Origin of the sequence: Hahella sp. NBU794 (genome assembly GCF_050749805.1) — a bacterium.
Taxonomy (GTDB): Bacteria; Pseudomonadota; Gammaproteobacteria; order Pseudomonadales; family Oleiphilaceae; genus Hahella.
Genome location: NZ_CP192738.1, coordinates 863,077 through 875,019, shown reverse-complemented (window position 1 = coordinate 875,019; position 11,943 = coordinate 863,077). Strand labels below are relative to the sequence as shown.

Below are 11,943 nucleotides of genomic sequence, written 5' to 3'. Positions count from 1 at the left end.
CTCACTACAAGGGAGATTGGCTAACGCTGATTTCCCTCTTCCTCTTCCTCTTCCTCTTCCTCTTCCTTGAGAGCATCTTGCAGCTCCGCTATATACTCCGCGTACGCATCTATCTTTATCTGGGCCCATCTGCGCAGATTCTGCTGGTCTCCCAGTTTATGACGCAGCAAGAGCTGGATAACCTGAACGCCCAATTCCTGGTCTTCGCTCAATATCCAGAATGACAATTCCGTTCTAAGCGCCTCCACAGAGGTCGCCGGCAGCCTGTTGATCAGGTTAAGGATGAGATTGGACACCCACCAGGAATCATTATCCTGACGCGCCATTTTGAGCGCCTGCCGCAACGCGGGCGTTAGCTTCTCCCCCAGCGCAGCCAAAGGTTCGGCAATGACTCCCGCAACGGGCCAGTTAGGGTCCTGTAACCACGTCAGCAATTCTGGCAAACAAGGTTCGATTCGCTCAAACGGCAATTGCAGCAATCTCTTTGCTTTATCCGTATCGCATTTATCTTCCGGGCGTAATTCCTGCAGCGCTTCCGGCCATTCTGGACTCTGAACCCAGGCGGACCGTTGTAATAAGTCAGGGGGAACCATGTTTGTCGATGGGTCATAGGTAGAAGCATACGCCTGCCAGACGTCCTCATAACATAGCTCGACCTGAAGCATTAATTCCTCTTCGTCAGGATCAAGATTGGCGCGGGAGTGCAAACGGCGCGTCATGTCCTGCAACCAGAAGCGCAGCGCCTGCAATGAATAAACATAGTCGTTGGAGTTAATCATATGTGAGCCATCAAGCCTCGTTTTGCACACGGTGCAGAATCCGCAACCGCCACATCCAGATCGCCAGGATCAGTAATGGCGGGGCAATATTCGCCCAGATGGATAACCCAATACTGAAAAAGTCGAACACGCCATGCAGAAACATCGCGATGAGGAGAAAACAGAAAGTCACGAGGTATCGATTGCCACCATGGGAGTCAGAATAGCCGTATGCATACCCCCAAATGGAGGCGAACATGACATGCACCATCGGCGCCGTCAGCGATCTGGCCAACGCTTCCCAGCCCTCCAGATAGGTCAGGTAATAACTGTTCTCATGTAGTGAGAATCCGAGCGCGATAAACGAGGAATAAATAATGCCGTCTATGGGTTCATCAAAATGCGGCAATCTAACAATGATAAAAAGAAAAGGAATGAATTTGGCCAGCTCTTCTATCGGCCCAATGGCTAAAACGGAATATAAAAATAATTGCAGACTTGAACTTTTCGCAAGTTCATAGGCGTCAAAACGCAAATGAATATAGTCCAGCGCTTCATACAAATATAAGCCGATATAGGCTGAGCAGTATCCCAATACCAGGGCCAAAATCAGCATTAAAACAGGCTCTGGTTTATGCCGGTCCTTATAGTAGTGATAGGCAGCCCAAAAGAGACACGGGAGGTAGAGTAAAGACCAGTATTCCATTGCTATATATTGCGTCAAATATAAAGCGCCATAAGCGCAAACTACATAAGAAGTGAGGACTCGACGATGAGCCGGGCCGAAATACTATCACCTTATGATATACTCGGCCAGCTAACGCCTCACATATCCGACACACTACCGACAAGCCTCATCCATTACTTAGATATGCAGTTTATTAATCAACTATTTAGCTATGGGATCTATATCATTCCCGCATTCATCCTATGGGGAATTATTAAGTTCATCTGCAGTCTGCCTTTTAATGATTACCCGGTCTCCAATGCGGTGCTGACCATTGCGGAAAGCCGAACAACCTATCCATGGAACGCAGGGGCTAATGAGGATGTCCCTTATCAGTCAGTTATTCGAGTGTATAGCGGCGTTAGTCGGGGAAGCGGATCTTATAACTTCTGGGGCGACAACGACATCAACCTTCCCAGCGGCGACGTCATCGCTGAGATCAACGCTAACGACAACGGAAAGGTGGAAACATTTCAGGTTAAGGACGCCAACGGCGTCTTGCTGGCCTCGTCTGAAGAGCGTGAAATCCGCAAATGGTTAGGTCTGGCGGGCCGCAAAGAGGCGCTGATCGGTCGAGTGCTTGTCGAGGATCAGCTTATTCCTGTCTTCGCCATCAACGAAGATGACCCAGCCTTTGGCCGGGAAGAAACCGAAGTGTATGGCGCTATCAACAACGGCGACGTCCACGATATTAAACCGCTGTATACCGTCATCGAAGGCCGGGGCATGCTGGGCATATTGGGCGAACGCATCCGCACCGGCACCAAATTAAAGGACGAACGCCAGCAATTGCTCATGGAAACGCAGGAAGACGGCGTTTTGCTGGGAGATCTGTTTTTTCACCAGGGCAGTGACCTCAACATTTTGGGCGTTCATTATCGTGTAGAAGAAGAGTATCCCCCGGGTAATTTCCTGGGACGTCCCCGCAGCTGGTTCGATGGCTATTCCCTGTATCAAGGCTTGGAGATGGGTCCAGACAGCAAGCCTGTCGCCAAAATCAGCATCGACGCCCGAGCCTTTACCCACGAGCTGGGTTATGAGTTTTGGTATGACGCCAACAGAAATGGCGAGTTTGAGGCGGAAGAAAAGCTGTGCACGGTCGTGTATGGAACCACCGTCGTGCAAGCCGCCGACTCGGAAAAGCGCACCTCAGGCAAGGAACTCAACCACCTCTGGGTCGCCTCCAGCCTGCATAATGAAGACGCGATTCATCGCAACCTCGACTATGTGGATGCGATCCTGAAAATGATGCCCGACGCCGTCAACCACCATCCCGAGCTGCACAATATCGAGCACCTGCTGGACGGCTATAGACTGGCGCTCAAGCCTGAGCTGAAAACTCTCGCAGACGCCTCCACCGAAGAAGACGCTCTGTCCTTTTTCGACGCCTACGCACTGCTCTTCCCTGAAGCGCAGCATAGGTGACGCCCTGAAGCCGGAGCGAATGACCATAGGCTCCGGCTGAGTCCACTTAACCCGTCTATCAGCGACTTAACTCGTCACCGCAATCGGCTCAATTTGCTCTTCATCTAACTGTCTGAATGCCAACACCGTAGACGCCATCGCTAACAGGCAGCAAAAGAATGAGAAAATAAATATAGACTCGTAGCCGAACCAGGAGACGATCGAGCCGCCGATAATGCCCGCAATCAGAATTCCAATGTCAAAGCAGGATTCATAGGTGCTCAACGCCAGTCCGATGTTCTTATCCGGCAGGCTTTTCAGGGCTGGCAGCGCCAGTAACGGATACACCATGGATAGACCGAACCCAGTTAGAAAAGCGCCAACCATCGCTTGCTGCGGCGACGTCGCCAATCCGATCAACAACAGCCCTACCGCCTCAATGACGAGAGAAAACAGCGTCATCTTTAAGCCGGATGAATCCGCCATCCAGCCCAGCGTCAAACGCGCGCAAACATAGCCCACGCCAAAGAGCGATAAAGAGAAAGCCGCCTCTTCCCGCCAGCCGCTTTCCACAAAGTACAGCACCAGAAAAGCGGTAATCGCCGCATAGCCAATATTCGCGAGAGAAAAGCCTGACCCCGACTTCCAGATCCGACTGATCGCATAAGCGAGCTTGATTTCGCTTCTTTCCGGATGCACATCCACGGGACGGACAACCGCCACAAATACAAAGCCAATGACTGGCGGCAGGCTCATGAAAAGCGCCGCATAGACAATGCCTACAGAGTAATAAGACCAGGCCCCGACATAGTTACCGGCAGCCAGCCCTAAAAACATAGCGATACCCACCCAGGACATAATCTTACCGGCGTGCTCCCGCCCAACCAGACCAATAGGCCATGTTCCGCTACAAGTGAAAATCAGGCTCTCGCCAATTCCCATCAAAATACGGGAAAAGCAGATAATCACGTAAGTAAGAATGGTCGCCGGCAACAAAGCGAATGACAAATAGCACAGCATTCCCGCGCTGAAGGTCAGCGTAAGCCCCAGCACCATCCCTTTTCTGGGGCCATGATTATCCGAAAACCTGCCGGCATAGGCGCGGGAAAGCAACGTAGAAATTGACTCAATCGCTACCACCAATCCGACATAAAACGCAGAGTAGCCCAGCGTTTTATTGACGTACAACGGCAAGACAGCCAGGGAAAGCCCCAGACTGACAATTGCGAGGAACAGAATACTGGCGACCATACTGGCCGCGACAAGATCATTTTTAATACGCAATACAGCGTTCATAGCCCTACTCAATCCTTAATCATTCAGCGCTATCGCCACCAACTGCAAAGCCCAGCAAAAACCGGCTTCGTTTAGAGGGAAAATTCAGAGAACGTTGCTATCCGCGACTAATTGGGCATAGCGCAGATGAGAGGTAAATCGTCGAGGGGGAAGTTCGCAACAAGCGAAGCGGGGGATACATCATCGTTTGCGTCCTGCAACAAGTCTTAAAACAGATAAGTGGCTATTTTATAGAGAAAATTACAGTTAGCCACTTATTCCTGCATCAGCTCAACACCACCTCAAACTCCACTCCCGGAGTGCGGTTGAGCACGTCGACTTCGCCTCCCATGGCGCGGGTCAGCTGTCGCACCAGCGCCAGCCCAATTCCGGTGCCGACAGTTTCACGGGTCAGTTCATTACCGGAGCGGTAGAACAGTTGGAAGATTTTCTTCATCTGGCTTTTCTGAACGCCCGGGCCGTAATCCCTGACGCTCCAGGCGACTGACTTGGGGCCCCGCGGCCGCGCGTGGATCTCGATACGTTTGCGCTCGGATTTAGAGGAGAACTTAATGGCGTTATCCACCAGATTGATGATCACTTGCACGAAGGCGTCTGCGTCCACGTGCAGCTCTCTATCCGCACAGGAAGGATCAAGTTCGTAACTGCACTCAAATCCGGCCCGCTCGACCTGGCTGCTGATTTTGGAGCGCACCATATCCATCAGGGCCTGGGCGCCGACGGGCTTGAGTTCCAGTTTCAGGTCATTGCGCTCCATTCTCGCCAGTTGCAGCACGTTGGCGATGAGGCGGGAAAGGCGTTCACTCTCGTCATGAATGAAGTCGTAGTACTCCCGCTTTTTCTCTTCGCCAACCCAGCCTTCCCGCAGCATTTCGCCGTACATGCGAATAGAGGTCAGAGGCGTTTTCAGTTCATGGCTGACGGCGGAAACAAAGTCCTGCTGCTGCCGCGCCAGTTTGATCTGCCGCAGGCCAAGCCGGTACAGCATGATAAATCCCAGCAGCAGCACACCGCCAAGAATCACACTGGCCCATATGACAACCTGAGCGCCGGGGCCAGCGGGAAGTCGGTTAATCGTCCACAGCAACTGAAAGTCGCCAAGGGGAGCTGACAAGCGCACCTGATGCAACAGCTCACCATTTAATTCATCGCTCTGGTCCATGTAGCCACGTCTGATGGAGCCGGAAACGGTCTGCAGGATATCGCCCTGAAACGCCACCACCATATTGCTCATCTGCGCCAGGGCCGTCCCTTGAAACGCCTGCGCCATCGCGCCTTCGATAAAGGCGTTCTGTTCAATGATCGCCCCCTGAATGATGCGCTGGCCATCGCGCCAGACTTTCCTGAACAGGACAAACTGTCCGCTGTCCAACAAGGCCAGCTCCAGGGGATCAACTTCACTTTCAAAGATTTTGACTTTGGGCGCAGCAACAGCGGGCTCTCCTGGGGCGGCTTCGGACTCCACTTCCTCGACCAAGGCGGTTTGCTCTATGCGCGAGGAGCGATTAGGGGCGGGCGCTGAAACGCCTGCCGCTTTCGACAGGGACTTGCTCGCAACGTTTTCTTTCTTGAAGCTGCTCTGTAGCTTGAGATCTTCCAGACGCTTGTCGCTCTGGCTACGCTGGCGTTGCTCGAACACCGGCGAGTTCAGATTATCAAATGCCTGCTGCGCGTATACCGGCGGGGACTTGGCTTTGTATTCTTCCTGCGCCGGTGCTTGCGCGATTTCTCTCTCCTGCGCGACCGACGCCGCTGGCGTTGGTTCGGTCTGCGCCGTACTGTCCATCTCCGCGTCGCGGCTCCAACTGCTGTCCGCGTTCTCGCTCAGGCCTCCCGCGCCGGACTCCACCGACGAGCTATAGTCGCTGGAAGACAGCCCCATCGTATCCGCCAGGCTCATCGCTTCATCCGCCAGACTGACAGGCTTGTCGTCCGCCCGGCGACGTTGCACCAATTGGTTCTGGCTGAGAATATCCAACAAAGTGTCGCGCAAGGAGGTTCTCTGGGTCAGTTCCTCTGCGCTCAGCCCCCAACGCTCAGGGTTATCCAGGGTGTCAGGGGTCGCCGGCGTGGAGAAAACGCCTTCCGCATCCACCTGAAAATACCCTAGCAGCCCCGGAATGGACGATTCCACAGGATACGTCGCCAAGGGGGAACGCTGCACATAACTGGAGGTATTGGGATCGCCGGTCAGAACCAGAAACTGATAATCCGCGTAAGAGTGCGCCTCTTCCGCTGCAATCCAGCGCTGCAGTTCAGAGTCGATACGCTGAGACAGTTCCTCCGCCAGCAAGCGGTACTGATGAAACGCTTCCCACTTGATCTGCTGCTGGGTCTGCCAAACCAATACCGCAAAGGGGATCAGCAGAGCCAAAAACAAAACCGCCAGGAACAGGCGCAGGCGTCCTGGCGTAAGTCCATGTCGCAGCGAGGCGGCCATCAGGACTCCGTCATCAGGCGGTAGCCGCCGCCGCGCACAGTCACCAGCCGTTGCGGTTGCTTGGGATCATCCTCGATCTTACGACGCAGTTTGGCGATATGAATATCTACGGTGCGGGTTTCAATATCCAAATCCCGAGCGTAACCCCAGACTTTGTTGAGTAACTCCTCTCGCGATACCGGGCGCTCGCAGTGCTCATGCAGATATTGCAGGACATCCATCTCTCTGCGGGTAAACGCCACGTCCTCACCCTTGTGCTGACAACTCAGATTCAGAGTGTCTATCTCCAGGCCGCCCGCCAGACGAATATGGGCGTCATCCAGCGTCGTGGAGCGAGAGCGCCGCAATACCGCCTGCACCCGCAGCACCAGTTGCGCCACGGAAAAAGGTTTGGCGACGTAGTCATCGGCGCCCAGTGACAGGCCATGAATGACATCTTCGTCGGAAGACTTGGCGGTCAGCATGATGATGGGTTGATCGCGGTCCTTAACACGCACGGCTTCGCATATCTCATAACCGTTTTTACCCGGTAACATTACGTCCAGCAGGATCAGGTCATAAGCGCCATTCAGCGACTTGCTCAGGCCTTCGTCGCCATCCACGGCGAAATCCACCTCATAGCCATGGTAAACGAAGACATCCACCAGTCCGGTGCGAATCGCCGTTTCGTCCTCCACGATCAGAATGCGCGCTTTGCGTTGCATCTCCACCTCAATTGATACCTGAAAAAATCACTCTCGCGATAGCGAATGTAGTTACAAACGAGTCTAACAACAAGCGCCGCCACGCCATGTAAATTCTTTGTAAACAGCGCCGCGAAGGTTTTACAAAAGCCTGTCTACGACACCTGCACGCTCCTTTTTAGACTGTAACCACATCAACGAACACCCTGAAAGGAGACGAACATGGCGCTGATCACCAGACTGACTCGTTTATTCAAAGCGGATATGCACGCCGTGCTGGACCGCCTGGAAGAACCCGACGCCCTTCTGCGTCAGGCGATTCGGGAAATGGAAGAGGAAGTATCGCAAAACGCGCGCCGGCTGCAAGCGAAAGAGCATGAGATACAGCAGGTTAGCAGTCGCATCAAAGAGGTGGAAAAGTCTCTGAGTGGACTCGACGCTCAACTGGATCTTTGCTTCGAAGCAGAGAATGAAAACCTCGCCCGGAGCCTGCTCCGTCGCAAACTGGAAGGCGAGCTGTTGCTGTCGCAATTCCGTCAGCAGGCCAGTCAACTGACCGACGCCATTACTGCCCAAGCCTCATCCCTCTGCGATCAGCGTCGCCGGCTTGAGAGCATGCGACAGAAAGCCGCTTTGTTTGAGACTGATCACAGCGTCGAGCCCAAGGCCTGGGATAGCAAAGACGTCAGCATTACCGAGGAAGACATTGATCTGGCGATGCTGCGCGAACAACAAAAGCGGAGGGCGTCATGAGCAAGTCTACTTTTTGGCGCGGCGCTGTGATTGCGCTGGCGCTCAGTATCGTCGGCGCACTGGCGCTGGTTCTGTTCGCACCAGTGGTTGGAGAAGGCTTCGGACTCAGGCTGCTGATTTCCGCGCTGGGTCTGGCGTATGTGGTGATCTTGTTGCGCGACAGTCGCGCTCGCACCGGACGTCTGGTCGTGTTCGCCGCCTGGATGACCGTTACCGCCGCCTTGTTCCTGCTTAACCCTGGCGTATGGGTCTGGCTGGCGACGCAAACCGCCGCTATCTGGCTGACGCGTTGCCTGTATATTCACGACAGCCTGATCGCCGCCGCGCTGGACGCCTTCCTCAATGGCGCAGCCCTGCTCGCATCCCTGGCCGCCGCACTACATACCCACAGTCTGTTTCTGGCTCTGTGGACGTTCTTTCTCGTGCAAGCGGCGTTCGTTTACATCCCTCGCAAACTGTCTGCGTCAGGACGCGTTGATGCTCCCGCCAGCAATGAGGAATTCGAGCGCGCCTATCGCAATGCAGACGCCGCCTTGCGCCGTCTATCCAGACATTCCTGACATCGGCTCATTTATTTATTGGAGGAACTCAACCATGAAATCGAAACTGTTCGCCTTCACCCTGTTTGCAGCCACCGCCGGCGTGGTCGCCTTTTACCCTACGCTGCAGAACCTCGCCATTGCGAAGCCGGCGGTCAACCAGATAACTTATCCAGTCACGACAACGGCCCCCATCACTACAACGAACCCGATCGCGACAATTAATGAGAAGCGGGCCAAAATTGAAGTGGTGTTCGCTCTCGACACCACCAGCAGCATGAGTGGTCTGATTCAGGCGGCGAAAGAAAACATCTGGTCCATCGCCAGCACCATGGCCTCCGCGCAACCCGCTCCAGAAATCAAAATGGGGCTGGTCGCCTTCAGGGATCGAGGAGACAGCTATATCACCCGCGTCATCGATCTTTCGCCGGACTTGGACTCCATGTACGCCACCTTGATGGACTTCCAGGCTGAAGGCGGCGGCGACGGTCCAGAAAGCGTCAATCAGGCGTTGTTCGACGCCGTGCATAAGATTTCCTGGAGTCAGGACAAAGACAGTTACCGGGTCATCTTTCTGGTTGGCGACGCGCCTCCGCACATGGACTATCAGAACGAGCAGCAATACCCGCAAACGTTGAAAGACGCTCTGACCAAGGGCATCGTCGTCAACACCATCCAGGCTGGCGATGATCCTTTCACGCAAACGGAATGGCGTCGCATTGCGCAGTTGAACCAGGGCTCCTTCTTCCAGGTAGAGCAATCCGGTCAGGCCGTTGCGGTGGCCACGCCATTTGACGAACAGCTGGCGTCCCTCTCCAGAGAAATGGACAAGACCCGCATGTTCTACGGCACGGAAGAAAAACGTAAGGCTCTCGCCGCCAAAAGCGCCGCCACGGACAAACTGAATGCAGTCAGCTCCGATGCCGCGCTGGCTAAACGGGCCGCCTTTAATGCGTCAGCCGCAGGTGAAGGTAATTTCCTCGCGGAAAGCGAACTGGTCGATGACATCAGTAGCGGCCGCGTCGATCTGGACAGCATCGCCCCGGCGACGCTACCCGCTCCGTTGCAAGCGCTGGAAAAAGACGAACAGGCGAAAGTCATCAAGGAAACAGCGGAAAAACGCGATGCCCTGCGCACGCAAATTGCGGATCTGTCACGCCAGCGTCAGGAATTTATCGAACAGAAACTCAAAGACAGCGGCGCAGAAGAAGAAACGCTGGACTACAAAATTTACTCAACAGTTAAAGCCCAGGCGGCGGAAAAAGGCATCCAATACGAGAGCGCGCCAGCTTACTGAGGGATATGAGGTTAATAGAAGTAAGGGAAGTAAAAAGGGCGGATAATCCGCCCTTGGTTTTTATAAGACTTTTTTCATCACAATATCTGACGTGTCGCTCTCCAGCCCATTTACATCCACAGCCGACACGGCGAAGTAGTGGGTGCCGACGGGCAGATTGTCGAAGGAGAAGCTGATTTCATCCGGCGACGCTTCATATACTGTTTCCACGGAACCGTCTTCAGACAGGTGATAGATCCGGTAAAGCTGGATTTCCGATGCAGCCAGCACACTACCGTCTTCACGGGTCGCCGGCGGCGTCCAACTCAGCAGCGCAGTGCGATCGACCACAACGTCCAGCGTCGCCGCATCACTGATGACAACACCGCTCTCGTTGCCAATCATGACGTCATAACTGCCCGCGTCCGCTTCGCTCACATTGGGTATGGTGTAACTGGAGGTCACCGCGTCCGGAATATTCTGTCCGTCTTTACGCCATTGATAATACAGCGTATTGCTGCCACTGGCGCTAACGTTCAAGGTGACCGACGATCCCACTGATGCAGACTGCGATGCGGGAGGCAAAGAAATGACTATGTCCACCTCATCTGGCTGTGTCTGATCTGTGGAAGTATCCGTGGTGGAGGTATCCGTCGTCGCCGTAGTATCGGTTGTACTGGATGTGTCAGTCGTACTGGTAGTATCCGTCGTGGTGGTCTGATTCGACGACGTATCAGTAGTGCTGGTATCCGTAGTCTGATCGCTGCTCGAAGCAGTTGTATCAGTCGTCGTACTGGAAGAGTCGGTGGTTGTCGTATCGGTCGACGTTGTGTCCGTAGTGGAGGTTTCGGTGGTTGACGTATCCGTAGTCGACGTATCCGTTGTTCCCGATGTGTCCGTGGTCGTACCGCCATCGCCCCATCTGCCGCCTCCACCCTTGGTCCCGCCTTTACCGCTCTTGGTGGAAGTGGTGTAAGACGAATCCAGTACCGTATCGCCGCTCAGTTCGGTTTCTGAAACGGTGATGGAACTTTCCGCTGAAGCCTGTGTTTTTGGCGCGGCGCTAGCCGGCGTCGCCCCCCCGCACCCTGCAAGGAATAACGGCGACAAAGTTAAAACAGATGTCAGTACGGTGCGTCGTAAATTACGTTGAATCTTAAGAGTGCGCCGTATTTGCCGGTCTGACACCAAATGTTCTTCGACCAGGATCTCACCCAGCTTTTTATGGGATGTCTTCTGCAAAGACATCGCCCTTTCCAGTTGCTCCTGGGTGATGAGATTCCGCTCGAGCAACAGGTCCCCTAAACGGGTCTTATCTGACGATGATACGGGTGCTTCCGCCATGTCCACTCCCCCCTCTGAGGATACTTCCCGCCGACTCGCCACTTGGCGCTTCACTGCGCATGACTTCGGGCTGCGACGGATATGTTGTTCTGGCGTGAATAAATATGCGGGCTGTTCTCGTCCTTTTGGGCGCAAAATCCAAGAAGCAGTATTTATGCGGCGCCATTATTTACAGTTTAGTAAAGGATTTACTCTGTAAATAACGACGATAAGATCAAATGGATATAAAAAAACCAAATGTGCTAGCGTTTTGTTAACTTCTTTTCCATTGTGAAATTAACCAGTATCTGACCGTTGCGTTGTATTTCATTAAGTTGCGTTGTTACAAAGCCTTTTGACTCGAAGAATGGGCGCGCAGCCCTTGATGCTTCTACATAAAGGCGCGTCATACCTGCGTCAACCGCCTCCCGCTCCAGCCGCTGATAAAGCTGAGCCGCCACGCCACGCCGCTGAAACTCGACATGGGTATACAGGCAGTCAATATGGCCATCAGCCTCCAATTCGATAAAACCAAGCAACCGCCCATCGCTTATCGCCAAAAACGGCTTTTTGATATCCAGTCTGGCTTTCCATTTATCATAATCAGGCGGCGTCGGCGCCCACGCTTCTTTTTGCGCAGCCGTGTACATCTGCGAATCGACGCCATGCACCGCCCCATGAAACAAATCAGCCACCGCCACGGCATACTGAGAGTCGTAATCAATCACATCAATATTCACAACT

Annotated in this window: 11 protein-coding genes; 4 read left to right on the top strand and 7 right to left on the bottom strand. The window is 53.9% G+C overall.

Going from position 1 to position 11,943, the window contains the following annotated elements; translation table 11 throughout:
• Nucleotides 1-20: 20 nt before the first annotated feature.
• Nucleotides 21-779: a DUF5071 domain-containing protein gene (locus ACQYWX_RS03945; protein ID WP_431687961.1), complete on the bottom strand. Its 759-nt coding sequence runs from the start codon at nucleotides 777-779 to the stop codon at nucleotides 21-23.
• A gap of 10 nt (nucleotides 780-789) precedes the next feature.
• On the bottom strand, nucleotides 790-1,374 hold the full coding sequence (locus ACQYWX_RS03940; RefSeq protein WP_431687960.1) for a PrsW family intramembrane metalloprotease: 585 nt from the start codon (nucleotides 1,372-1,374) through the stop codon (nucleotides 790-792).
• A 255-nt stretch (nucleotides 1,375-1,629) separates the two neighbouring features.
• On the opposite strand from ACQYWX_RS03940, the gene ACQYWX_RS03935 reads away from it, so the two are divergent.
• On the top strand, nucleotides 1,630-2,910 hold the full coding sequence (locus ACQYWX_RS03935) for a hypothetical protein (protein ID WP_431687959.1): 1,281 nt from the start codon (nucleotides 1,630-1,632) through the stop codon (nucleotides 2,908-2,910).
• Between the two features lie 66 nt (nucleotides 2,911-2,976).
• On the opposite strand, the gene ACQYWX_RS03930 is transcribed toward ACQYWX_RS03935, so the two are convergent.
• The 3 genes from ACQYWX_RS03930 to ACQYWX_RS03920 all read right to left on the bottom strand — a co-directional run bounded on the left by ACQYWX_RS03930 (nucleotide 2,977) and on the right by ACQYWX_RS03920 (nucleotide 7,329).
• Complete coding sequence (locus tag ACQYWX_RS03930) at nucleotides 2,977-4,185, bottom strand: MFS transporter (RefSeq protein WP_431687958.1); 1,209 nt, start codon at nucleotides 4,183-4,185, stop codon at nucleotides 2,977-2,979.
• A 265-nt stretch (nucleotides 4,186-4,450) separates the two neighbouring features.
• Nucleotides 4,451-6,625, bottom strand: coding sequence for a sensor histidine kinase (locus ACQYWX_RS03925; RefSeq protein ID WP_431687957.1), 2,175 nt, complete (start codon nucleotides 6,623-6,625; stop codon nucleotides 4,451-4,453).
• Nucleotides 6,625-7,329 carry a response regulator transcription factor gene (locus tag ACQYWX_RS03920; RefSeq protein ID WP_431687956.1) on the bottom strand — a complete coding sequence of 235 codons (705 nt, stop codon included), beginning with the start codon at nucleotides 7,327-7,329 and terminating at the stop codon, nucleotides 6,625-6,627. Before ACQYWX_RS03920 ends, ACQYWX_RS03925 begins: the two co-directional genes overlap by 1 nt.
• 201 nt (nucleotides 7,330-7,530) lie before the next feature.
• Here ACQYWX_RS03920 and ACQYWX_RS03915 point away from each other — a divergent pair, with 201 nt between their 5' ends.
• Genes ACQYWX_RS03915 through ACQYWX_RS03905 form a run of 3 tightly spaced genes read left to right on the top strand, consistent with a single transcriptional unit; the run spans nucleotide 7,531 to nucleotide 9,897 of the window.
• A complete protein-coding gene (locus ACQYWX_RS03915) occupies nucleotides 7,531-8,061 on the top strand; it encodes a PspA/IM30 family protein (RefSeq protein ID WP_216736466.1) in 531 nt (176 codons plus the stop codon).
• On the top strand, nucleotides 8,058-8,621 hold the full coding sequence (locus ACQYWX_RS03910; RefSeq protein ID WP_431687955.1) for a hypothetical protein: 564 nt from the start codon (nucleotides 8,058-8,060) through the stop codon (nucleotides 8,619-8,621). The genes ACQYWX_RS03915 and ACQYWX_RS03910 overlap by 4 nt, the downstream gene beginning before the upstream one ends.
• A 34-nt stretch (nucleotides 8,622-8,655) precedes the next feature.
• The gene (locus tag ACQYWX_RS03905) at nucleotides 8,656-9,897 is read left to right on the top strand and encodes a vWA domain-containing protein (RefSeq protein ID WP_431687954.1); all 1,242 of its coding nucleotides are present in this window, start codon (nucleotides 8,656-8,658) and stop codon (nucleotides 9,895-9,897) included.
• A 60-nt stretch (nucleotides 9,898-9,957) separates the two neighbouring features.
• Here the strand turns inward: ACQYWX_RS03905 and ACQYWX_RS03900 are convergent, their stop codons facing one another.
• Together ACQYWX_RS03900 and ACQYWX_RS03895 are read right to left on the bottom strand one after the other, a co-directional pair.
• Nucleotides 9,958-11,220 carry an immunoglobulin domain-containing protein gene (locus ACQYWX_RS03900; protein WP_431687953.1) on the bottom strand — a complete coding sequence of 421 codons (1,263 nt, stop codon included), beginning with the start codon at nucleotides 11,218-11,220 and terminating at the stop codon, nucleotides 9,958-9,960.
• A 242-nt stretch (nucleotides 11,221-11,462) separates the two neighbouring features.
• Nucleotides 11,463-11,939 (bottom strand): GNAT family N-acetyltransferase, encoded by a 477-nt coding sequence (locus tag ACQYWX_RS03895; protein WP_431687952.1) that lies wholly within the window; start codon nucleotides 11,937-11,939, stop codon nucleotides 11,463-11,465.
• Between the last annotated feature and the right edge of the window lie 4 nt (nucleotides 11,940-11,943).